Annotated in this window: 17 protein-coding genes; 6 read left to right on the top strand and 11 right to left on the bottom strand. The window is 72.2% G+C overall.

From position 1 onward, the window contains the following. The first annotated feature begins 393 nt into the window (after positions 1-393). Complete coding sequence (locus ACIRJP_RS37240; protein ID WP_404184379.1) at positions 394-843, top strand: PTS glucose transporter subunit IIA; 450 nt, start codon at positions 394-396, stop codon at positions 841-843. A 76-nt stretch (positions 844-919) separates the two neighbouring features. Then, positions 920-2,590 carry a phosphoenolpyruvate--protein phosphotransferase gene (gene ptsP / locus ACIRJP_RS37235; RefSeq protein ID WP_404184376.1) on the top strand — a complete coding sequence of 557 codons (1,671 nt, stop codon included), beginning with the start codon at positions 920-922 and terminating at the stop codon, positions 2,588-2,590. Between the two features lie 64 nt (positions 2,591-2,654). Here ptsP and ACIRJP_RS37230 read toward each other — a convergent pair whose 3' ends face one another. Then, entirely contained in the window at positions 2,655-3,518 is an 864-nt protein-coding gene (locus ACIRJP_RS37230) for a hypothetical protein (protein WP_404184382.1), read from the bottom strand. 165 nt (positions 3,519-3,683) lie between these two features. Further along, positions 3,684-5,660, bottom strand: coding sequence for an acetoacetate--CoA ligase (locus tag ACIRJP_RS37225; protein ID WP_404184373.1), 1,977 nt, complete (start codon positions 5,658-5,660; stop codon positions 3,684-3,686). Between the two features lie 222 nt (positions 5,661-5,882). Here ACIRJP_RS37225 and ACIRJP_RS37220 point away from each other — a divergent pair, with 222 nt between their 5' ends. Next, the gene (locus ACIRJP_RS37220) at positions 5,883-8,234 is read left to right on the top strand and encodes a glycoside hydrolase family 31 protein (RefSeq protein ID WP_404184370.1); all 2,352 of its coding nucleotides are present in this window, start codon (positions 5,883-5,885) and stop codon (positions 8,232-8,234) included. 36 nt (positions 8,235-8,270) lie between these two features. On the opposite strand, the gene ACIRJP_RS37215 is transcribed toward ACIRJP_RS37220, so the two are convergent. Next, a complete protein-coding gene (locus tag ACIRJP_RS37215; protein WP_404184367.1) occupies positions 8,271-8,804 on the bottom strand; it encodes an NUDIX domain-containing protein in 534 nt (177 codons plus the stop codon). Positions 8,805-8,861: 57 nt separating this feature from the next. On the opposite strand from ACIRJP_RS37215, the gene ACIRJP_RS37210 reads away from it, so the two are divergent. Next, the gene (locus tag ACIRJP_RS37210) at positions 8,862-9,668 is read left to right on the top strand and encodes a M15 family metallopeptidase (RefSeq protein ID WP_404184364.1); all 807 of its coding nucleotides are present in this window, start codon (positions 8,862-8,864) and stop codon (positions 9,666-9,668) included. Positions 9,669-9,796: 128 nt separating this feature from the next. After that, positions 9,797-10,159: an Mpo1-like protein gene (locus tag ACIRJP_RS37205; protein ID WP_404184361.1), complete on the top strand. Its 363-nt coding sequence runs from the start codon at positions 9,797-9,799 to the stop codon at positions 10,157-10,159. Between the two features lie 115 nt (positions 10,160-10,274). Here ACIRJP_RS37205 and ACIRJP_RS37200 read toward each other — a convergent pair whose 3' ends face one another. From ACIRJP_RS37200 to ACIRJP_RS37185, 4 genes are read right to left on the bottom strand one after another with little or no spacing between them, the layout of a single operon-like run. Further along, a complete protein-coding gene (locus tag ACIRJP_RS37200; RefSeq protein ID WP_404184358.1) occupies positions 10,275-10,880 on the bottom strand; it encodes a GTP-binding protein in 606 nt (201 codons plus the stop codon). Then, positions 10,861-11,283, bottom strand: a complete 423-nt coding sequence (locus tag ACIRJP_RS37195) for a DUF742 domain-containing protein (protein ID WP_351265107.1) — start codon at positions 11,281-11,283, stop codon at positions 10,861-10,863. The genes ACIRJP_RS37200 and ACIRJP_RS37195 overlap by 20 nt, the downstream gene beginning before the upstream one ends. 7 nt (positions 11,284-11,290) lie before the next feature. Next, a complete protein-coding gene (locus ACIRJP_RS37190; protein ID WP_259933457.1) occupies positions 11,291-11,734 on the bottom strand; it encodes a roadblock/LC7 domain-containing protein in 444 nt (147 codons plus the stop codon). Continuing rightward, positions 11,731-14,559, bottom strand: a complete 2,829-nt coding sequence (locus ACIRJP_RS37185) for a nitrate- and nitrite sensing domain-containing protein (protein WP_404184354.1) — start codon at positions 14,557-14,559, stop codon at positions 11,731-11,733. The genes ACIRJP_RS37190 and ACIRJP_RS37185 overlap by 4 nt, the downstream gene beginning before the upstream one ends. A 478-nt stretch (positions 14,560-15,037) precedes the next feature. On the opposite strand from ACIRJP_RS37185, the gene ACIRJP_RS37180 reads away from it, so the two are divergent. After that, the gene (locus ACIRJP_RS37180; protein ID WP_404184351.1) at positions 15,038-15,496 is read left to right on the top strand and encodes a hypothetical protein; all 459 of its coding nucleotides are present in this window, start codon (positions 15,038-15,040) and stop codon (positions 15,494-15,496) included. Between the two features lie 183 nt (positions 15,497-15,679). Here ACIRJP_RS37180 and ACIRJP_RS37175 read toward each other — a convergent pair whose 3' ends face one another. The 4 genes from ACIRJP_RS37175 to ACIRJP_RS37160 are packed head-to-tail and all read right to left on the bottom strand — an operon-like array spanning position 15,680 to position 23,190. Further along, the gene (locus ACIRJP_RS37175; protein ID WP_404184348.1) at positions 15,680-20,497 is read right to left on the bottom strand and encodes a hypothetical protein; all 4,818 of its coding nucleotides are present in this window, start codon (positions 20,495-20,497) and stop codon (positions 15,680-15,682) included. Positions 20,498-20,555: 58 nt separating this feature from the next. After that, entirely contained in the window at positions 20,556-21,485 is a 930-nt protein-coding gene (locus tag ACIRJP_RS37170) for a hypothetical protein (protein WP_404184345.1), read from the bottom strand. Continuing rightward, a complete protein-coding gene (locus ACIRJP_RS37165) occupies positions 21,482-21,667 on the bottom strand; it encodes a hypothetical protein (RefSeq protein ID WP_404184342.1) in 186 nt (61 codons plus the stop codon). The genes ACIRJP_RS37170 and ACIRJP_RS37165 overlap by 4 nt, the downstream gene beginning before the upstream one ends. Next, positions 21,664-23,190 (bottom strand): hypothetical protein, encoded by a 1,527-nt coding sequence (locus tag ACIRJP_RS37160; protein ID WP_404184339.1) that lies wholly within the window; start codon positions 23,188-23,190, stop codon positions 21,664-21,666. The genes ACIRJP_RS37165 and ACIRJP_RS37160 overlap by 4 nt, the downstream gene beginning before the upstream one ends. Between the last annotated feature and the right edge of the window lie 18 nt (positions 23,191-23,208).

Here is a 23,208-nt window from a genome sequence, read left to right as displayed (position 1 = left end):
TTCGTGTCCGATTCCCGGTCGAAGCGGGATCCTGCTTTTCGCCTTCCAGTTCTTCGCTTTCGCGTTTCCCTTTCCGGCGAGTCCGACTCTATCAGTCCTTTTCGCTTTCCTTGACCAGCTCCTGCAGACATGCAGGTGCCGAGTCCGAGTTAGAGTCAGGGCTTAAAAGTCGCTGCCGACCCCCGACTCACAGTCGCGTTGGGGTCAGGCAGGAGTACGACAGTACAGCCCGCCCGAGCGTCGAGGCAAATCGTTCCCGGTGCATCTCTAAGGCCGTGAACCGCCAGCACTCGGGCGGAACCGGGACTTCTTATGACTTACGCTGCTGAGCAGCACGCCGTCGCCCACAGGCTGTGACGGCGCCGATCAAGCTCCACGCCTGGGAGGCTCCCTATGACCACTGTGACGTCCCCTCTTGCCGGACGTGCCATCGGGCTCGCTGCGGTACCGGACCCGGTCTTCTCCGGCGCGATGGTAGGTCCTGGAACCGCCATCGACCCTGTGCGTGAGCCGTCCGAGGCGGTGTCGCCGGTCGACGGCATCATTGTCTCCCTGCACCCGCACGCCTTCGTCGTCGTCGACGAGAACGGGCGCGGGGTGCTCACGCACCTCGGCATCGACACCGTTCAGCTCAACGGCGAAGGGTTCGAACTGCTCGTGAACAAGGGGGACAGGGTCACGCGCGGCCAGGGGATCGTGCGCTGGGACCCCGCGGCCGTCGAGGCGGCCGGCAAGTCGCCCGTGTGTCCGGTCGTCGCGCTGGAAGCCACCGCCGAATCCCTCTCCGACGTCCATGAGGACGGCGACGTGAAGGTCGGCGACACCTTGTTCGGTTGGCAGTGACGAACTCGGCTCGATGACAGCCGACTGGATATCCACCGCGGCGGCACGGACCACCGCACGACCGGAGACGGGTGAAATGGAGACAACGCTGCGAGGCGTCGGCGTGAGCCACGGGGTGGCGATCGGCGAGGTGCGTCATATGGGTACGGCGGTGCTCGAACCGCCGGCCAAGCAGATCCCCGCCGAGGAGGCCGAGCGCGAACAGGGGCGTGCTCGGCAGGCTGTGGAAGCCGTGGCGGCCGACCTGATCGCACGCGGCAACCTGGCCGGTGGCGAGGCTCAGCACGTGCTCGAGGCCCAGGCCATGATGGCGCAGGACCCCGAGCTGATAGCCGACGTGGAGCGGCGTATCGCCGTCGGCAGCACCGCCGAGCGCGGCGTCTATGACGCGTTCGCCGCCTACCGGGCGCTGCTTGCCAACGCCGGGGAGTACCTGGCGGGGCGCGTAGCCGACCTCGACGACGTGCGCAACCGGATCGTGGCCCGGCTGCTCGGTGTGCCGATGCCGGGTGTGCCGGACAGCGACGAGCCCTATGTACTGATCGCGCGGGACCTGGCGCCCGCGGACACGGCGCTGCTCGACCCGGCTCTGGTGCTCGGCTTCGTGACCGAGGAGGGCGGGCCGACCAGCCACAGCGCGATCCTGGCCCGTGCTCTCGGGGTGCCCGCCGTGGTGGCGCTCCCCGGTGCCGGTGAGCTGGCCGAGGGCACGGTCATCGCCGTGGACGGCAGCACCGGTGAGATCTTCGTCGAGCCGAGCGCCGAGAAGCGTGCCGAGATGGAGAGTGCCGCCGCGGCGCGCAAGGCCGCGCTGTCGGCTTTGTCGGGTCCCGGTACGACCTCCGACGGTCACAAGGTCCCGCTGCTCGCCAATGTCGGCGGGCCCGGCGACGTGCCGGCGGCGGTCGAGGCCGGTGCGGAGGGCGTGGGGCTGTTCCGTACCGAGTTCCTGTTCCTGGACGACAGCAAGCAGGCGCCGTCCGAGGAGAAGCAGATCGCTGCGTACCGGGCGGTGCTGGAGGCGTTCCCCGAGGGGCGTGTCGTCGTACGGGTGCTGGATGCCGGGGCGGACAAGCCGCTGGACTTCCTGACTCCGGCGGACGAGCCGAACCCGGCGCTGGGTGTGCGCGGGCTGCGGAGTCTGCTGGACCACCCCGACGTGCTGCGTACCCAGCTGACCGCGCTGTCGAAGGCGGCCCAGGGACTGCCCGTGCACCTTGAGGTCATGGCGCCGATGGTGGCGGACCGTGCGGATGCCAAGGCCTTCGCCGATGCCTGCCGCGAGGCCGGTCTGCAGGCGAAGTTCGGCGCGATGGTGGAGATTCCGTCCGCCGCGCTGCGGGCGCGTTCGATCCTGCGGGAGGTGGAGTTCCTTTCGCTGGGGACCAATGACCTGGCGCAGTACACCTTCGCCGCCGACCGTCAGGTGGGTGCGGTGTCGCGGTTGCAGGACCCGTGGCAGCCCGCGCTGCTCGATCTGGTGGCGCTGTCTGCCGAGGCGGCCAGGGCCGAGGGCAAGAGCTGTGGTGTCTGTGGTGAGGCTGCCTCCGATCCGCTGCTGGCCTGTGTTCTGACGGGGCTGGGTGTGACGTCGCTGTCGATGGGCGCCGCGTCCATTCCCTATGTCCGGGCCACGCTGGCGAAGTACACGCTCGCGCAGTGCGAGCGTGCCGCTTCCGCCGCTCGTGCGGCGGACTCCGCCGAGGAGGCGCGGGTCGCGGCTCAGGGGGTGCTGTCGGGCGAGTAGGTCCCACGGCGTTCTGTGGTGAAGGGGCTCCCCGCCGATGGTGGCGGGGAGCCCCTTCGGCCTGTCAGTGGTGCGATTCCGGTTCGTCCGCGCCGAGGTCGAAGCCGGCGCAGTACTCCACGTGTGATTCCGGGGCGACCGGTTCGCCGGTGTCTGCGTCGGTGCAGTAGGCGCTGAAGACCTCACCGGCGCTGAGCGGGACCAGATCGCCTCGGATCAGGCGCCAGCCGTGCACCCGGTCCTGGGCTCCGGGGCGGCTCGTTCGGAGTACGACTCCCCCGGCCCTTTCGAGGGCGATGCCCACAGCGAGCACCGTGACGAACTCTGCGCCTTCATCGGTTTCGAGCCGGGCGGGCCCGGTGCTGTCCCGCTCGGTGCGCAGGACGGCGAGCAGGTGCTCGTTGTCGGTGGGGGTGCTGCAGACCAGGTGGTGGGTGCCGGGGCCGGCCGTCTCCAGAATGCGCAGGAGCAGGTGCGAGGCCCGGTCGAAGGCGGCGTGGCCGACGTCCTTGCCGCAGTCCGCGCATTCGCCGAGGCCGGCCAGGATCATCGTGGCGTACTCCCAGGTGGCCCGGCGGACGGCCCGGCTGACCAGGAGCGGGATGAGCGTGTCGATGGGTTGTCCGGTGTACGCGACGGTGGCGCCGGCCGAGGCGATCTCGGCGGTGAAGCGGCTGCGGCTGGCCGGGGTGTCGGGGGCGAGTCCCGACTCGGCGCAGTACTCCGCGTACTCCTCGGGGTCGAAGAGGGCGACCGTGGCGTGCATGCCCTGTGCGGAGAGGGACTTCAGCAGGGTTTCGACCTGCCGGAGATAGGCGGTGTGGTCGTCGAAGGCGAAGGTGCGGTAGCGCCGCATCGCCGCGAAGTCCTGCTCGTCGGCCAGGAGGCCGATGGTGCTGGGTGCTTCGCGGCGCAGCGTGCGTCGCATGGACGCGCCGGAGCGGCTGTACCCGGCTGTCCTGCCGTACTTGCTGTTCTCGTTGTTCCGGTTGGCCCTGCTGTTCCCGTTGTTCTTGATGTGCTCCATGACTCCCCCGTGCGCTGTCGATCATTGCTCACTCAGGGTAATCATGGGCACTGACAATGTGGACGGTCAGTGACGCTTGCGGGCGAGGTCCTCGTAGAAGTGGAGGAGTTCCAGGTTGTCGATCGAGCCGGGGTTGACCGCCTTGGCCAGGGCTGTGCCTTGCAGGAGGCGTTTGACCGGGACCTCGATGCGCTTGCCGGTGAGGGTGTGCGGGATGCCGGGGACTTCGATGACCTCGTCGGGGACGTGGCGCGGGGAGAGGTTCTCCCGGATGGTCCGTTTGATGCTGTCTCGCAGCGCGTCGTCGAGCCGGGCGCCTTCGGCGAGGTGGACGAAGAGCGGCATCCAGTAGCCGCCGTCGGGCTCTTCGAGACCGATGACGAGGGATTCGCGGATCTCGGGGAGCCGTTCGACGGCCTCGTAGATGTCGGCGGAGCCCATCCGTACGCCCTGGCGGTTGAGGGTGGAGTCGGAGCGGCCGTGGATGACGACCGAGCCGTGTTCGGTGATCGTGATCCAGTCTCCGTGGCGCCAGACGCCGGGGTACATGTCGAAGTAGCTGTCGTGGTAGCGGCTGCCGTCGGGGTCGTTCCAGAACCGGATGGGCATGGACGGCATGGGAGCGGTGACGACGAGTTCGCCGACCTCGCCGATGAGCGGTTTGCCCGCGGGGTCCCAGGAGCGGAGGTCCGTGCCGAGGCAGGGGGCCTGGAGTTCCCCGATGTGGACGGGAAGGGTGGGAACCGCGCCGGCGAAGCAGCTGCACACGTCGGTGCCGCCGCTGACGGAGGCGATCCACAGGTCGTCGTCCACCTCGTCGTGGAGCCAGCGGAAGCCGTCGGGCGGGAGCGGGGAGCCGGTGGTGGCGACGCACTGGATGCGGGAGAGGTCGAAGTCGCGGCCCGGGTGGATGCCGGCCTTCCGGCAGGCCATGACATAGGCGGCCGAGGTGCCGAAGAGGGTCGCTCCGGTCTGTTCGGCGACGCGCCACTGGGCGCTGACGTCGGGGTAGCCGGGGCTTCCGTCGTACAGCACGAGGGTGGTTCCGGTGAGAAGGCCGGAGACGAGGAAGTTCCACATCATCCAGCCGGTGGAGGTGTACCAGAAGAAGCGGTCCTCGGGGCCGAGGTCGCAGTGCAGGCCGATCTGCTTGAAGTGTTCCAGCAGGATGCCGCCCTGGGACTGGACGATCGCCTTGGGGAGCCCGGTGGTGCCGGAGGAGTAGAGCACCCAGAGCGGGTGGTCGAAGGGGACCTGTTCGAAGACGGGCTCGGTGTCGGCGCAGGTGAGGGCGGACCATTCGAGGGCGCCTTCGGGGGCCTCGGTGCCCAGCAGCGGGATGTGGACGACGGCGCGCAGGGTGGGCAGTTCGCGGCGCAGCTCGGCGACCGTTTCGGCGCGGTGGTGTTCCTTGCCGCCGTAGCGGTAGCCGTCGACCGTGAAGAGGACGACGGGTTCGACCTGCTGGAAGCGGTCGAGGACGCTGCGGGCGCCGAAGTCCGGGGCACAGGAGGTCCAGACGCCGCCGACGGCCGCGGTGGCGAGGAAGGCGACGACGGCCTCGGGGATGTTGGGGAGGTAGCCGCTGACGCGGTCGCCGGGGGTGACGCCGAGGGCGCGGAGTTCGGCGGCGAGCGAGCCGACCCGGCGGCGGAGTTCGGACCAGGAGACGGGGATCTGGGTGTGGGTCTCGTCGACGTGGAGCAGGGCGGGGGCGTCCGCGCGCAGGGGGTCCTCGGCGGTGCGCAGCGCGTGCTCGGCGTAGTTGAGGGTGGCGCCGGGGAACCACTGGGCGCCGGGCATGGTGCGGTCGGCCAGGACGGTCTCGTACGGGGTGGAGAACCGAACGTCGAACCAGTCGGCGACGGCCCGCCAGAAGGTGTCGAGTTCGGTCACGGACCACTGGTGCAGCGCCGGGTAGCCGCCCTCGGCCGGTGCCCCGTAGTGGTGGGACGCCCAGCTCTGGAAGCGGGTGACGGCAGCGGCCGCGATGCGGTCGGGGCCGGGCTGCCAGAGGGGGGCTTCGTTGGCTGCTGCGGTCATGGGGCGGCTCCCTGGCTGTACGGGTACGCGGGATGGGGGTGTGTGTGCGCACACGTGCTGGGGTGTGCGCGTGAGGCGGCATTTACGGACGATGCCATGTGATCGTCTTTCGCACCAGGGTTCCCCGCTCATGCCCGGGTGTCCGGACATGTGGTCCGGCCCCGGATGAACGGAAGTTGAACGGAGCCCGCATCCGCCCCGCCGGATGGCAGGCTGAGCTGCATGGACGGTCGTGACCTGGTGCGCTCGGTGAAGATGGTCGGTTCGGTGCGGGGACTGCGCGCGGTGCGCTCGTCCTGGCGGCGTCACAGTGCGGATGCGCGGGCGCTGCCCCGGCGCGGTGCTGAGCGGGCGCGGGTGCCCGGCCCGGGGATGGGGGCGGAGCCGGAGCCGGGCGGGGGTGTGGTGCGGTTCGCCCGTTCCGAGTTGCGGGTGCGGGTGGCGGTGGGCGGTGCGGTGTTCTGGGGCTGGGACGGGGCGGAGCCGTCGCCGTCGTACGCGCTGCCCGGCGCGGTGCCCGAGCCGGATCCGCGGGCCGAGCTGGAGCCGGACAAGGACGGTGGCTGGCAGGTGGTGTCGGAGCGTCTGACCGTGGCGGTGTCCCGGCACGGGGCCGTGGAGCTGCGTACTCCGGGCGGGGTGGTGCTCCGGCGCGAGCTGCCGCCGCGCTGGTGGGAGCCGGTGGCGGGGGGCGGTGCCCGGTGGGTGCAGCGTTCCGAGGTCCCGGCGGACGCGCGGTTCTTCGGGCTCGGCGGCCGGGCGTCGGGGCCGCGGCTGCGCGACGGTGTGTACGAGTTGTGGAACACCGATCCGGGTGGGCGGTTCGGGCCCGGTGACGATCCGCTGTACCTGACGATGCCGGTGCAGCTCGTGGTCTGTGACGCGGGGACGCATCTGGTGTTCCACGACAACACCTGGTCGGGGCGGGTGACTCTGCGGGAGGGCGAGGAGGGGGCGGGGTCCGGCCACGACAGGCCCGGGTCGTGCGAGGTGCGGATGGACGGGGGACCGTTGCGCTGCTGGGTGGTGGCTGGTACGCCGTCCCGGGTGTTGCAGGGCTGGACGGCTCTCACGGGTGCGCCGGCGGTGCCGCCGTCCTGGGCGCTGGGTCCGCAGCACGCCCGGTGGGGGTTCGGGAACGAGCCGGAGGTGCGGCGCGTCGTCGCCGGGTACCGGGAACGGGGGCTGCCGCTGTCCGTACTGCATCTGGACATCGACCACTACGACGCACACCGCGTGTTCACCGTGGATCAGGGGCGCTTCCCCGATCTGCCGGGTCTGGCGAAGGAGTTGCGGGAGGACGGCGTGCGGCTGGTGTCGATCGTCGATCCTGCGGTGAAGACGGAGCCGGGGAACGCGGTGTTCGACTCGGGGGTCGCGGTCGGCGACCGCGGGGCGTTCGTCCGGGACGCGCGCGGGCGGGTGGTGCGCGGGGAGGTGTGGCCGGGCGAGTGTGTGTTCCCGGACTTCACCGATCCGCGGGTGCGGGAGTGGTGGGGCGGTCTGTACGAGGAGCGGCTGGCGCAGGGGTTCTCGGGCGTGTGGCACGACATGAACGAGCCGGTGTCGTTCGCCGCGTTCGGGGACCCGTCGCTGCCGAGGTCGGCGCGGCATGCGCTGGAGGGCCGCGGAGGTGATCACCGCGAGGCCCACAACGTATACGGGCTGGCGATGGCACGTGCCGGGTACGAAGGGCTGCGCCGGCTGCGGCCCGAGGAGCGCCCCTTCCTGTTCTCGCGTTCCGGCTGGGCGGGGATGCAGCGTTACGGGGGCACCTGGTCCGGTGATGTGGCGACCGGCTGGCCGGGACTGCGGGCCTCGTTGGCGCTGGTCCTGGGGCTGGGGCTGTGCGGGGTGCCGTACTCGGGGCCCGATGTGGGCGGGTTCGACGGGTCGCCGTCGCCGGAGCTGTATCTGCGGTGGTTCCAGCTGGGTGCGTATCTGCCGTTGTTCCGTACCCATGCGGCGATCGACGCGGGGCGGCGGGAGCCGTGGGAGTTCGGGCCCGGGGTGCTGGAGCACGCACGGGCAGCGCTGGAGGAGCGGGAGCGGCTGCACCCGTACTTCGTGACGCTGTCGCGGCTGGCCGGGCTGACCGGTGCCCCGTACGTGCGGCCGCTGTGGTGGCGTTCGCCCGGGGACCGGGGGTTGCGGGAGTGCGAGGACGCGTTCTTGTTGGGTGACGCGCTGCTGGTGGCTCCGGTGCTGGAGCGCGGTGCGGATCGCCGGGCGGTGCGGTTGCCGCGGGGGCGCTGGTACGACACGGCGACCGGTGAGGTGTACGAGGGGCCGGGGCAGGTGCTGCTCGATGCGCCGCTGTCGAGGGTGCCGGTGTTGGCGCGGGCGGGTTCGGTACTGCCGGTGCGGGGTGCGGACGGCGGTGTGGAGCTGGAGGTGTGGGCTCCGCCGGCGGGGCGCAGCGGGAGCGGGCTGGTGGTCCTGGACGTGGGGGACGGCTGGGAGCCGGCGGAGGTCGAGCGGTACACGTCGCGGTGGGTGGACGGGCGGGTCGCGGTCGATCGGGAGGGTGAGGAGGGAACGGTGGCGTATGCGGTGCGGGTGCGCGGGCTGTAGGCCGGTTCGCGGTGTGCGGCACAGCCGTCGGGCCGGTCAGCGGTAGCCGCCGTCGAACCAGGTGCGCACGGCGCGGGTGTGCAGGGGGAAGGCCAGCTCGGCGGGTGCACGGAGCAGCCGGAAGCCGGACGTCTCGTCGGTGGGCCGGGAGGGCGGGAGCGCGGTCGCGGGGCGTTTTGGGAGGAGGCCGAAGAGGAGGAGGTGGCCGTCGGGGGCGCTGAGGGCGTCGGCGAGGCGGACCTCCCGTTCGTCGGCCGCGATGCCGGTCTCCTCGCGCAGTTCCCGGACGACCGCGTGTTTCCAGTCCTCGTCATGGTCGATGTAGCCGCCGGGGAGGGCTAGGCCGCCCGGGTGGGGCGGGATGGTGCGGGTGATCACGACGAGGCCGGTGGATTCCTGGTCGGTGACGGGGAGGAGGGCCACGGCGACCGGCAGTGGGTTGCGGTAGGCGGTGCTGCCACAGGCGGTGCAGGTGCGGGGCCAGGCGGCGGATTCGGCCCGCGGCGCTCCGCAGCTGCCGCAGTGGGAGTCCTTGGCCGGTTGCTCGGGGTTGCTCCTGGGTACGGACACGCGCGGACTGTACCGGATCCTCCGGCGGACTCCCCCGTACTGCTGAATTATGTGCTCATGACACCTCTCGCTTCCGCTTTCCGTGTCCTGGCGGCCGCTGCCGCCGCCCTGTTCGCCGTCACCGCCGCCGCTCCCGCGGCTCGGGCGAGGCCCGAGCCGAAGGCGCCCGAGGAGTTCGTCGCGCTGAGCTCGGTGGATCCGACGATCATCCAGGAGATGCGCTACCCCACCGCGCACAACTTCATGGGCGTCCCGGTGGACGGCTACCGCAACCAGCTCTGCATCCTGACCCGGCCCGCGGCCAGGGCCCTGCACGACGCGCAGACCCGGCTGCTGCGCCGGGGCTACTCGCTGAAGGTGTACGACTGCTACCGGCCGCAGCGGGCGGTCGACCACTTCGTACGGTGGGCGAAGGACCTCGGCGACGAGGCCATGAAGGGCGAGTTCTACCCCAGGGTCGACAAGACGCGGCTGTTCGCGGACGGCTACATCGCGGAGAAGTCCGGGCACAGCCGCGGCAGCACGGTGGATCTGACGCTGGTGAAGCTGCCCGCGGCGCCGACCCCGCCGTACCGGCCGGGCGAGCCGCAGATGCCCTGCTACGCGCCCGCGGCGGAGCGGTTCCCGGACGACTCCGTGGACATGGGCACCGGTTTCGATTGCTTCGACACGCTCTCCCACACTGACGATCCGCGTATCCAGGGGGCGCAGCGCGCCAATCGGCAGTTCCTGAAGAAGACGCTCACGGACGCCGGTTTCGTGAATCTGGCCGAGGAGTGGTGGCACTACACCTTCAAGCCCGAGCTGTTCCCGGACACCTATTTCGACTTCCCGGTGGCCCGGCGGTCCGTCGCGGGGCACTGAAGCGTCCGCGCGGAAGCGGGCGGCCGGGGCCACCCCCGTGGGTCCCGGCCGCCCGCTTCTTCCTCTTCGACGCGGATCGGCCGTATCCGGTTGCGGTCGAGGCGGCCCTCAGCAACTACGGTGCCCGTATGTCACAGCAGACGTTCGATTCGTACGAGGAGTTCTGGCCCTACTACGTGGCGATGCACTCCAGGGCCGCGACCCGGTGGGTCCATCTGACCGGCACCCTGACCGGGCTCGCGGTCACCGCCTACGGTCTGGCACGGGGGCGCAAGCGGTATCTGGCCGCGTTGCCGCTGATCGGGTACGGGACCGCCTGGCCCGCTCATTTCCTGATCGAGAAGAACAATCCGGCCACTTTCGGACATCCCGCCTGGTCGCTCCGCGGCGACGCGCAGATGATCCGGATGATGCTGGCGGGGCGCGACGGGGAGCTGGCGGCAATAGCTGCCGAGTGGCTCGCCGACAACGGGTGCCGCCAGGAGTGTTGACGGCCGGTCACCGCAGGAGAAAACTCTTCGATCGGTGACGCGGCGACGCGCGGCCCGTACCCCGGTCGGCGGGGGTACGGGCCGTGTCCGTCACCGTGCGTGCGTCGAACGGGCGTTACGGGACGGCGGGCTCACGGACGCGTTCCGCACGGTCCACGGCGTGCTCCACGACGCCCACCAGTACGTCCCGTACGGAGCTGCGGTCGCGCGCGTCGCACATGACCACGGGCACCTCCGAGTCCAGGTCCAGCGCCGCCTGCACCGTCTCGACGGGGAACATGTCGGCCCCCTCGAAGCAGTTGACGGCGACGGTGAACGGAATGGCCCGGCGTTCGAAGTAGTCGACCGCCGCGAAGCAGTCCTCCAGCCGACGGGTGTCAGCGAGCACGACGGCCCCGAGCGCGCCCTGGGCCAGCTCGTCCCACAGGAACCAGAACCGGTCCTGCCCCGGGGTGCCGAAGAGGTACAGCACCAGGTCCTCGCGCAGCGTGATCCGGCCGAAGTCCATGGCCACCGTGGTGGTGGTCTTGGTCTCCACGCCCGCCACGTCGTCCACCGGCCGGCCGGCCTCGCTGAGCCTCTCCTCCGTACGCAGCGGCCTGATCTCGCTGACCGCGCCCACCAGGGTCGTCTTGCCCGCTCCGAAGCCGCCCGCCACCAGGATTTTCAGGGTAACGGGCTCAACGGGCCGCTTCTTGCGGCTAGAGCGCCCGAAGGCCATTGATCACCTCGCGAAGAATGTTCACGTCCGGCAGCTCGGCCGGCGGAACGGGACGGGTCACATGCACCAGCTCGTCCTCGACGAGGTCGCCGACCAGCACCCGGACCACCCCCACGGGGAGGTCCAGGCCGGCCGCGAGCTCCGCGATCGACTGGGGCATGCCACTGCAGAGTTCGACGATCTCCACGTGTTCCGGGGAGAGCGTCTGGTCCCGGCCGGGGTCGTCGGCCTCGGGTTCGGGTACGACGATCGCGATCAGGTCGAGCCGATGGCGGGAGGCGCTGCTGGTTCGGCCCCGGGTCATCGCGTACGGACGGACCACCGGGCCCGCCTCGGCGTCGTACCAGCGCGAGGCCCGCGGGTCGGCGGGCGTCGCCGGAGATCGGGTGGAGTCAGCGCTCACCGTCCACTCACCCCCCGGCGGACAGACCGGTCGTCCGGGGGGCGTTGGCCAGGTGGGCGCCGACGCGCTTGACCATCAGCGTCATCTCGTAGGCGACCTGTCCGACGTCCGAGTCGGCGTCGGCCAGCACCGCGAGGCAACTGCCGTCACCGGCCGCCGTGACGAAGAGGAAGGCCTCGTCGAGTTCGACGACGGTCTGGCGGACCCGGCCCGCTTCGAAGTGCCGTCCGACGCCCTTGGCGAGACTGTGGAATCCGGAGGCGACGGCCGCCAGATGTTCACTGTCCTCCCGGGTCAGGTCCTTCGACGTGCCGGTGGCGAGGCCGTCGCTGGAGAGCACCAGCGCCTTGTGGATGCTGGCGACGCGTTCGACGAGTTCGTCGAGGAGCCAGTTGAGCTGGCCGGAGCCCTGCCGTGCGGCGTTGGTTGCTGCGACGTTCGGTGCGGTCATCGACCGTCCCCTCCCGGAGTGGTTCCTTGTGCTGTTTCACCGGGGCCGGTCACGTCCTCGGCGTTCTGCCGACGGCCGCGCTGCCAGCCGCGTTGGAGCGAAGCCATCCGGCTGCGCACCTCTTCCGCATCACGTTCGAAGTCCTGGTCCGGTTCCGTCCGGGCCGGCTCGGGATCGCGGACAACCGATTCCTCGCGCAGTTGCGGAACGAGGCTGGCCTGCCGGATGCGGCGGGGCAGGCCGCCCACGGTCTCCCGGGCTCTCGGGGCTCCGGGCGACGGGGGCTCCTCGGGTGCGGCGGGTCCGGTCGGTTTCCGGAAGCCGGTGGGCTGCCGGGGTTCGACGGGCGTGAAACCGGCACCGGGGCCCTCCGCTTCGGCGGGGCCCGTCGGGACGTCCCGCTCGGCGGCCGTGGGATGGGCGCGGCCCGCCTCGTCGACCCGGCGGCCGTTGTCCGCGACCAGGGTCGGCGGCTTGCGGCGGGGCAGCGGCGCCGGACCGCCGGGGCGCATCGGCCGCACGCCGGCCGGCGGCTCCGGCTGCTGGTCCGTGGCCTGCTGGTGCTGTTCGCGGTCGGCGTCGCGCCGGAGGTCGCGGGAGCGGAAGATGCCGCCACGCTCGCTCTCGGTGTCGTCGAGGTCTGAGGCGCCGCCCAGCAGGGGTTCGAGCAGCGGGTCGAGCACGGGGTCGCTCTCGAAGCCCAGTGTTCCGACGGGGCCTTCGAGCTCGACGGGCCCGTCCAGGAGGGCCGGGTCGACCAGGCCGGTCGGAACGGGGGCGAGGCCGGAGGGCCTGCCGGTGGCCCGGCGGTCCGGTGCGCCGTCCCCGCGGTCCTGGCCGCTGCCTGACCCGTCACCGGCGGTCCGGCCGCCGCTGCCGATCGCCCGCTCGGCCCGGCGGTCGAGGCGGAAGCCGGTGCCGTGCGTCTCCGGGGCATCGGTGAGCAGCGCCGCCGGGATGAAGACGACGGCGGTCGTGCCACCGAACGGGGAGGTCTGCAGCGAGACGCGGACGTTCTGGCGCTGGGCGAGACGGCTGACCACGAAAAGGCCGAGCCGGTCGGTGTCGGACAGTTCGAACTCGGGGGTCTCGGCGAGCCTGAGGTTGGCGTCCAGGAGGACGTCGGGGGCCATGCCGAGGCCGCGGTCGTTGATTTCGAGCGTGAAGCCGTTGGCCACGCGTTCGCCGAGCACCTGGACCGCTGTGTGCGGGGGCGAGAACACGGTCGCGTTCTCCAGGAGTTCGGCGATCAGGTGGGTGAGGTCGGCGACGGCGGGGCCGCCCACCCCGATCCGGGCCAGTCGGCGGACCTCGATCCGTTCGTAGTCCTCGACCTCGGCGACCGCCGCCCGCACCACGTCCATCAGCTGGATCGGCTTGCGCCACTGCCGGGACGGGGCCGCGCCGGAGAGGATCACCAGGCCCTCGGCGTGGCGTCGCATGCGGGTGGTCAGGTGGTCGAGGCGGAAGAGGTCCGCGAGTTCATCGGTGTTCTCGGTGCGGCGCTCCATGGCGTCCAGGAGCGTCAGCTGCCGGTGCAGCAGGACCTGGTTGCGGCGGGCGAGGTTGACGAAGACCTCGGAGACGCCGCGCCGCATGTCCGCCTGCTTCACGGCGGCCTCGACGGCCGCCCGTTGCAGGGTGTTGAGAGCCTGGCCGACCTGGCCGATCTCGTCCCGCTCGTACTGGAGGTGCGGGGCTTCGGTCTCGACATCGATCTGTTCCCCGGCCGCGAGGCGGCGCATCACGCTCGGCAGCCGTACGCCGGAGACCTCATGGGCGTCCTTGCGGAGCCGGGAGAGGTCCCGGATCAGTTCACGGCCGATGCGTACAGAGACGAACACCGAGGCGATCAGGGCGAGGAACCCGAGGACGCCCGCGATACCGGCCTTGATCAGGACGCTGTAGCCGGCGGGCTTGCCGCGGTCCTGGAAGCGGTTGTTCATCTCCGTGGAGTCGTTGGCCAGCTGGTCCAGGACCGGCGGGGCCGCCTCCTGCCATCGCTCGGCGTCGACGGCGCGCGGGTCCTGGGTGGGACCGCCCTCGATGAGGGTCTTCTCCGCTGTCCGCAGCGGTTCGCTGTCCGGGCTCGCCCAGTACCGCTCCACGCGTTGGCGCTCCGCGGCGGGAAGCGCGTCGACGTTGATCTCGTAGAGCAGCTCGCGGTTTGCCACGAGGTCGGATATCTGACGCAGTTCCGCGGCGGTGAGCCGTCCGGCGATGAGCGACGAGGCGACCAGTGCGTCTTCGCGGGAGAGCATTTCGCGGGCTCGTGAGATGCCGACCAGTGCGCGGACCTGCTTGTCCATCGATACGTTCTCCATCGTGCGGAGACCGGTGAGGAAGCGATAGCAGGGGTCTATGAGCCGGTTGTAGAACTCCATCGCCTTGGAGCGGTCGATGGTGCGCCGGTCGACCGAATCACGCAGCGCGCCGAGTCCTTCGACCGTACCGAGGATCGAATTCAGCTGGGTGTCGTCGTCGGAGCTCAGCGCGTCGCGGATGTCCTGCTGCCGGGCGCCGTCCTTGACGCCGTTCAGCACGCGGTCGGTGGCCGCTCGTTGGCGCTGCAGGAGCGGGAGGGCGTTGGAGGCCCTGGGGTCGGCGAGGAAGACGAGGGTCTGGCGGCGTTCGCTCTGAATGGCCCGGACGGTGTCCTCCAGCGGATGACCGACCTTCTCCACCACGGTGCCGGCGCTCAGCAGGCGGCCGGCCTCCCGCCCTGTCAGGAAGGTGGCGAATCCCCAGAGCGCGGTGAGGGAGATGAGCGGCACCAGCAGCAACGCCACGATCTTCCTGCGGATGGACTTTCCGCGAAAGCGCATGGACTCCCCCAGCTCGACCCCGCGCGGCGGGGGTCGTGTTCCGTCAATAAACGGCGCGAGCCTACTACTGACGGTGTAGCAACTCGAAGAGACATCCGGACGATTTTCGGCCGCGCTGTCCGGTGTTGGCCATGGGTTGTCCTGGTATTCCGTGCGATGAAATTCGCGAAAGCGGCAGAAGAGACCTGCCAGGGCTTCATTTTGTTTGTTGGGGCAGTTGGCTGGAATCCTTCGCTTCACGCCGGTTCGGGGGAATCTTCACGGCCGTTCACTCGTCTCTCTGTACGAGGCAGGGGTAACGCGGGGAGAGCCGGGGCCGGTCAGGCAGGATCATGGTCCGGGGGCGCCATGCGCGTTCCACCGGGCGGACAGTGCGGGGCAGGGGTTCGCGAGGCAGGACGGTCCGATCCGCCCGCGTAGAAACGGCGCATGCCGGGCAGCAACCCTGAAGTCGGACAGTGGTGGGGAGTTGAGAGCCTTGAAGACGGAACAGCGTCGGGGCACGGTGTCGTCGGCACCGGCCGCGACGGCGAACTCGGCGGCGGGCGGGGCGAAGATCCCGCGCCAGCAGCTGTGGGTGGAGGAACCCGCGGGCCGGCGGCGGATGCCGGACCCGGTCCGCAGGTCCGCCGTGCGTGCCGTTCTCATCATGTCGCTGACGATCATCCAGGCCATGGTGGCGTTCCTGTGCACGCTGGCCGGGTCCTGGCTGGCCTTTCCGATGGTCCTGAGCAGTGTGGGCAGCACCGTGGTCGCGACCTGGTCGGTGCTGGACGTGTGGGTGACCAGGCAGGTCTGGAACCAGCGCAACGGCGTGGTCTCGGCGCCGAGCAGTTCGGCGCGGCAGCTGCGCCGTGAGCGTCGCAGAGCGCGGCGGGCGGCGCGGGACGAGGCGCGGATACGCCGCCGGGGCACGGAAAGCCTCTCCCGGGCCTGAGCTCAGCCGGGCTGCGGGTGTGCTCGTGCCCGAGCACGCCTGGGCCGCAGGCTCCCTCGCCCTTGGGCCTGAGCGCCCCGGACGGCGAGCGTGCTCGGCCTTTCGGACCGGCCCCGCCTCTCCACTTCCCGTCCGGCCCTGTCCCCGAGGGAACTCCCCGGGCGTTCCCTCGGGTCCCCGCCCCTACTCGTCAAAGGAAGCCGGGGCGGGGACCGGGCTGGAGACCGGGGCGGTGCCGGGCGATGTGGTGGCGCGCTTGAACATGCGGGTGGCGGTGATCTCGCCGTGCACCGTCTCCCCGTTCGGTTCCTGCTGCGGCAGTCCGGGGCGCAGGTGCTCCTCCACGCTGATGTACTTCAGCCCGGCACGCAGATCCGCGTCGTTGCGCAGCCGGATGACCAAGGGGAATTCGGCGAGTGCCGTGGTGTCGAACAGTCCGGTCGTGTAGAGGAGTTGTACGCCCAGGGCGTCCGAGACCGCACGCTGGAGCTCCAGCAGATAGGTGGCGTTGGCACGGCCGATGGGGTTGTCCAGGAAGAGCGTGCCCGCGTGCCGGTGCTGGTGCCGGTCACGGCCCCGGTCGTTGCTGCGCAACGCGGCCATCGTGCAGTACAGGGCGATGGCGGCGGTGAGGAGCTGGCCGCCGGAGAAGACGTCGCCCATCTGCCCGACCGGGACGCGCTCGGCGCGCAGCACCGCGTCCGGCTTGAGGATCTCCACGGCGATGCCCTTGGGCTCCAGTGCCGCCTGCACACCGCGCAGCAGCAGGGACATGCCGTCCCTGCGCAGGTCGGAGTTCTTCTTCAGCGCGGCGCGGGTCGCCTCGTCGACGACTTCGCCGAGCCGCTCGGTGAGGGTCGCCTGGTCGGGTTCCTCGAAGCGGATGCGGAGGAACTCCTGGCCCGACCACTCCCCCAGTCCCTCCGGGAGCCGGGAGAGCCGCTGGGCGGAGCGCAGGGTGGTGAGCGCGGACTCCACGAGGCCGCGGAGCCGGTCGACGATGGAGTCGCGGTTGCGCTCCAGCTGGGCCAGCTCGTCGGTGAGCACCCGGAGCCGGGGCGCGAAGGCGGCGGCCCACTTCTCGGCGTGCTCGGGCAGCGCCGCGGCCGGCAGCTCGCGGATCTGCTGACGGGCGGGGGTGCGGACCTGTTCGTAGCGCGTGGAGTTGGCGTGCCGTACGAGGACGTCGCTCGCTTCCCGTACGGCGCTCTCGGCGGCGGACAGGTCGGTGGCGCAGCCGCGCAGTGAGCGGCGGGCCTCGGCGGCGGACTGCCGGGCCTCTTCGAGGCTGCCCGGGTAGGGCTCGGGGGCCTCGATGTCGTCGTCCGCGCCGTGGTCCCGGAGCAGGTCGCGCAGGAGCGCCGCCGTCTCGTCGAAGCCGCCTGCCGAGTCCTCGGCGATGCGGTGGGCGTGCAGCAGCTCGGCATGGGCGGCGCGGGCGGTGTCCAGGGTCGCGGTGGCGGCGGCCAGTTCGGCCGTGGCGGTGCGCAGGAGGGTCTGGGCCTGGTCGGCGTCGGCGGGAACCAGCTCGTCGGGGAGTTCGGTGTGGTGGGACTCGCCGTCGGCCGGGGCCAGGCGCTCGGCCTCGCCGCGGAGCCTGCCCAGCTGCTCGCTCGCCGTGGAGGCCCTGGTCTCCAGGAGCTGGACCAGGGACTCGGCACGGGCGGCGGCCGCCTGCCGGGAGGGGCCGTCCGCGCCGTCGGTGCCTTCGAGGAGTTGGGCGGCGCGGGTGCGGACCTTGTTGGTGAGCCGGTCCAGTTCGGCGAGGGCGGCGCTCTCGTCGCTTTCCGCGCGGGCCTGTTCGGCACGCAGATCGGCGCCGACGCCGACCTTCTCGTACAGCTGGGACGCAGCCCGGTACGCCTCGCGGAGCGCGGGGAGCGCGGGGCGCGGGCCGTCGTCCGCGGGCTCCGGCAGGTGCTCGGGGGCGCCCGCGATCTCCGCCCGTTCGGCACGCAGGGCGCGGGCGGTGCGGCGGGCGTCGTCGGCGGCGCGCTGGGCGGCCCGGCGGTCCTCGTCCGCGGCGCGGGCCCGCTCCAGGCAGACGGTGGCCCGCGCTTCGGATTCGGCCGCCTCGTCGACGAGTTCACGGAGCTTCGCCTGCCAGCCCGCGCGTTCACGGAGCCGGTACGCGAGGCCCGCGAGGGCGTCGGCGGCGCGGCGGGCCCGCTGGGCGGCCTCCTGGCGCTCCTCACGGACGCGGGCGGTGTCGGCGGCGGCCTCGTCCGCCTCGGCGCGCACCGTACGGGCCTCGGCCAGCTCCGCCTCGGCGGTCCGGGCGGCCGTGCGGGCGGCTCCGACGGCCTCGGCGAGTTCGGCGAGCATGCCTGGCGGGCAGTCGGCCCGCCAGGAGCCGATGCGGGCGGCGAGGGAGCGGTCGCCGGTGAGGCGGGCCGCGAGGGTACGGATGTCCTCGTCACGGGCGGCGGCACGGCTCCTCAGGGCGTGGCGCTCCTCGTCGGCCGCGTGCTCGTCGTGCATCGCCGGGTTCGGCGGGACGAGGAACACGCCCTCCGTGCTCGCCGCCGCCCCTGTGCCGGTGGCCGGGACAGGCGCGAGCAGCGCGGCGGCGGTGCCGACGGCGACCGCGGACCGCGGCAGCAGCGCGGCGCCGCTGAGGACCCGGCGGGCGCGGGCGTGCGAGTCGGGGTCGGTGATGACCACGCCGTCGACGAGTTCGGGACGGGCAGCGAGGACGGCCGCGTGGTCGGCGGGGTCGACTGCCTGGGCGAGGTAGCGCCAGCCGGGCAGCGCGGGGATGCCGTGCTCCCCGAGGTACTCCACGGTGGCCAGGACGTCGGGGCCGGGCGGCAGCAGTCCGCCGTCGCCGAGCGCGCCGAGGATGCGGGAGTCGTCGGCGGCCGCGGTGCGCAGTTCGAAGAGGCGGCGCTCGGCGGAGGCGATGGACTGGTCGAGCAGTTCGCGCAGTTCGTCGGCGCTGCGGTCGAATTCCTGGGCGGTGAGCGGCTGTTCGGGGGCAGTGACCTGTTCGGCCGTGACGGTGTGCGGGCCGTGCGCCGCCTGGGCGGACCCGCCCGTTTCGTCCGCCCGGCCGCTCGCTTCCGCCGGGGCGGTCCGGCGGTCGGTGGCGTCCGTGCCGTACGGGACCGTTCCTGCCGCGCCCCGGCGGGGCCTGGGCACGCCGCTGCCGTGGGCGGCGGGCAGGCCCAGCAGGTCGGCGAGGCGGTGGTCGGCGGCGATCGACTCGGCGGCCCTGAGCTCGGCCTCGTATGACTGTTCCGCGGCCTGTGCGGCGTCGGCGGCGCGCGCCGCAGCGAGTTCGGCGCGGCTCTCGGCGGCCGCGGCCTCCCTGGCCACGTCGGCCGCCGAGCGGGCGGCCTCCCTGGCGATGTCCCACGCGGCGACGGCGGAGGTCTCGGCGTCGCTGGCGGCGAGGGCGGCGCGGGCCGGGTCGGCGTCCGGCGCGGTGTCGTCGAGCCAGCCGGACCGTACCGCCTGTGCGGTCTCCTGCTCGACCTCGGCGAGGCGCTGGCGCAGATGTCCGGCCTCGCTGCGGGCGCGCTGGGCCTCGGTGGCAGCGATGGTGGCGTCCCGGTGGGCGGTCTCGCCCGCGCTCTGGAGGGTGTCGGAGCGCTCCTCCTCCTCGTTGGCGACGGTTTCGCCGGCCTCGGCTGCCGTGTGCAGCGCCTGTACGAGGTCGGCGGCGGCCTTGGCGCGTGCGGCGAGCGCGGGCGCTGCGTCCCGCTCGGCCTCGCGGATGGCGACGGCGACCCGTGCGGAGCGGTCGGCGGCGGCGCGGTGGCGCAGCACTGCCTCGGCGGCCTGCCAGGCGGAGTGCAGGGTGCGGGCGTCGACCAGCTCGCGGCGCTGGGCGGCGGCGCCCTTCTCCGCCGCGGTCAGGGCCAGGGAGGCGTGCCGGTAGGCCAGTTCGGCGGCGATCAGGGCGCTGCGGCCGCGCGCCTGCTCGGCCGTGGTGACGGTGTGCGCGGCGCCCGTCACGTGCTGGGCCAGCTCGGCGGTGCGGCCGCGTTCCTCCCGGGCGCGGGCGGAGAGCCTGCGGGCGAGCGTACGGGTGCGGCGCTCGGCGCCCGCGTGGATGTCCCGGGCGCGGGAACGGGTGCCGGCGGCCTCCACGATCCGGCCGAGCAGGTCGACCGAGCCCGCGGTGAAGTCGCGTTCGGCGGTGAGCTCGGCGCGGCGGCCCAGCTTGTTGCCGAAGCCGCTCACCAGGTCGGCGAGGCCGTCGGTGTCGCGGGTGTCGGTGACGGCGCGGAGCAGCAGGTCGGTGAAGTCGGAGTCCTTCTTGACCGCGAAGAGTCCAGCCGCCTCGCCCTCGTCGGCGTTCATCTCGCGCTGGTAGCGGAAGAGTTCGGGGTCGAGTCCGAGGTCTCCGAGGTGTTCGTTCCAGCGGTCGTGGATCTCTTCCCAGTGCACGTCGAGGTGCTGGTAGAACTTGCCCGCCTCGGTCAGGGCGTCACGGAAGCCCTTCATCGTGCGCCGTCGGCCCTGCGCACCGGAGACGCCTTCGGCTGGCCGGCGTACGGAGGTGGCCTCGGCGACCGGCAGGGAGTCCAGGCTGAGGCCTGGTCCGGGCCGGAAGGAGTACCAGGCCTCGGCGAACTTCCTGGGGTCGTTGGAGACCTGCCGGCCGCGCCATTCGCTGACCTTGCCGACGACCACGCACTCGCCCGTGAGGGTGTGCTGCCACTCCAGGGCGACGTGTCCGCAGTCGTCGGCGAGCAGGAACTTGCGCAGCACGCCGGAGCTGGCGCCGCCGAGGGTGTTGCGGTGGCCGGGCAGCATCACCGAGAAGATCAGCTTCAGCAGCACCGACTTGCCGCCGCCGTTCTCCAGGAAGAGCACCCCGGCGGGGGCGGGGCGGCGCGGCGGGCCGACCGGCTCCTCCTCGAAGAACTCCGCCTGGGCCGGCGCGGGGTTGGGCACGGGCTCGCCCACTCCGCGCAGGTCAAGCACGGTGTCGGCGTAGCGCGCACCGGCAGGCCCGATGGAGTAGAGGCGGACCCGGGACAGCTCGTACATGGCGGCGGACTCTCGTCGTTCAGGCAGCGGGGGAGACGGCGGTGGTGGGGCGGGCCGGTCAGGCGTGGAAGGGCAGACCGGCGTCGGCGGCCAGCTCCAGGGCGTCGGCGTCGGGCGGCGGCAGCAGTGTCGCCGTGCCGTCGGTGACCGGTACGACGCCGAGTTCCAGCAGTTCGGCCATGGCGGCGCCGCCGGCCATGTCGCGGACCTGGAGCTGGTAGCGGGCGGTGGTGCGGAAGGCGCCCCCGGCGTCGTCCCCGGTGCGCTGGAGGAAGCCGGAGTCGGTGAGGAAGGCGACGGCCTTGCCGACGATGCCGGTGGTGGAGCCGGCCAGGCGGCGGGCGTCCTTCGTGGCGCCGGTGGAGCTGCGCCGGGCGTAGATCCGCCAGGCCGCTTCGAGTCCGGGGGCGTCGGTGGCCGGGTCGGTGTTGTCGCCGTGCTCCTCTGCGCGCTCCTCCAGGCGGTGGCACGCCTGACGTACGAAGGAGTCGACGCCGTTGACCGTGATCCGGCCGATGTACGCGTCGTCGGCGAGGTCCTCGGGGCGGGGGAAGGCCATCGCGGCGACGGCGAGGTGCGCCAGCCCGTGCAGGAAGCGGTCGGCGGAGTCGGAGGAGGCGCGGCGGGCGTAGTCACCCATGCGGACCGCGAAGACGGAGTCCTCACCGGCGGTCACGGCCATGCCCGCTCGGGTGGAAACCTCCAGGACGACGAGGCCGAGTCCGGTCGCCACGGCGTCGGCGAGCCGGGCGAAGGCGGGCTCCTCCCGGTAGCGGCGGAGCAGTTCGGCGTATTCGGCGTCGCGGGCGGGCAGCAGCTTGGGCTGGAGGCCGAAGGCGACGAGCCGGGCGGCGTCGGCGGCGTCGGCCGGGGTGACGGAGGGCGCGGCCGCGAGGACCACCGGGTCGACGGGGCCGGTGGCCTCGGTCGGGAACGCGGCGGTCGGCTCGCTCCACGCGTCGGCATGCTGTGCGCGGTGGTCGCTCACGACTGTCGCTCCTTGCTGCGGAAACTCTTCGGTACGGGCACGGGTACGGGTACGGGGTGGACGGCGCCGGCTCTCGCGGCGGTCTTCCCGGGCGGCGCGGTCCGGTCCGTGGCCGCGGCGCGGGTCTTGACGGGGGTCTGCCGGGCCGACGCGCGATGTGGCGCGCGCACCGCGCCGGTCATGACGCCTCCGTGCGGTCGGCGGCCATTCCGGCCGCGTCCAGCAGGGCCGTGCCGACGATCAGGTCCGCGCCGCCGAACTCCGGGTCGTCGAGCTGTGTGCCGTCGTCGACGGAGAACAACAGCCGCTGTTCACCCTGGCGGTAGGCGGTGCCGACCGGCGGGCTCGCGGCGTGCACCGCGAGCAGGGCGACCAGGTAGGGCAGTTCGGGATCGCGGCGCCGGGCCTCGGCGAGGAGTCCGGAGAGACGTCGCGGGGCGTCGTGCTCCAGGTCCAGGAGCTCCATGGCGCTCGCGAGCTGCTCCTCGCTGAACCTGCTGTCGTCGGGGGTGGCGATCAGATCGGGCTCGGGCATCTCTGCGCCCAGGTGTTCCCGCTCCAGGGGCGGGGTGAGCAGCATGCCGACGAGGTCGCCGACCCTGACCGAGGTGGGGGTGCGCAGTCCGGTGCCGCGGGCGAAGAAGGCGTCGGTGACGCGGATCGCCCGTTCGACGGGGAGCGGCAGCAGCGGGGCGACCAGCTGACCGTACAGGTCGAGGCCGGTGCGGGCGGTGGGGGTGGCGAAGGCCTGCCGGTCCTGCTCGGCGCGGAACAGCGGTCCGGCTTCCAGCAGGCGGGACTGGAGTTGGGTGTGGCGGCGGATGCAGTCCTTGACGATGTCGACGAGCTCGGCGGCGCGGCGCTTGTGCTCGGGCTCCTCCGCCTCGTCGCGCGCCTTGCGGATGTTGGTGAGGATCGCGTTCTCGTGGCGGTAGCGGTCTGCGACGTGGTCCAGCGCTTCGGCGATCATGTCGGGGACCGCGTTGAGCCAGTCGACCGCGCGGACGTTGCGCCGGGTGGCCTCCAGCGTCTTACGGAGGGTCTCCGCGTACTGCACGGTGCGGTAGCGGGCCTGCTCGGCTGCGAGCTGGGCGTCCGCGAGGCGGCCCCGGCTGATGAGGACCTCCAGCTTCACCTCGGCGGCGATCTGGGCACTGGTGACGTCCGTGTCGAGGGCGCCGACCAGGACGTTGACCGCTTCGTCGGTGGCGCGGAGGTAGACCGTGCCGCCGTAGCCCGGGACTTCTTCGATCAGCTTGAAGTCGTAGTCCCGGCGGACGTAGACCCCGTCGGGGCCGAAGGTGCCGTACACCGCGCGGAACCCGCGGTCCACGCTGCCGACGTTGATCAGGTTCTCCAGCACCCAGCGGGCGACCCGCTCGTGCTCGACCACCGGACGGCCCGGGGCCTGGGCGGCGACGCGGGGCAGCAGTCTGGCCACTATCTGGTCGTGGTCGGCACCCGTGTCGAAGTCCATGTTGAGGGTGACGAGGTCGATCGCGGCGAGCGCGACCTCGGCCATCGCGTAGACCGTGTACTCACCGGCCAGATTCGCCTTGCGCACATCGAGATCATGCAGCGGCGCCGTGCAGGCGAGCGCGCGCAGCCGCCGCGAGAGCCCCTCGTCGGCGGCCGGGCCAGGGGCGGGCCGCGGCCCCGCGCTGAGCTGGGGCGCAGCGTTGTCCGTGCAGGCAGGCGAAGTCACGGTGCACAGATTAGGTCC

It is taken from the genome of Streptomyces sp. NPDC102437, assembly GCF_044765565.1.
Taxonomy (GTDB): domain Bacteria; phylum Actinomycetota; class Actinomycetes; order Streptomycetales; family Streptomycetaceae; genus Streptomyces.
This window is presented reverse-complemented; position numbering and strand designations above follow the sequence as displayed.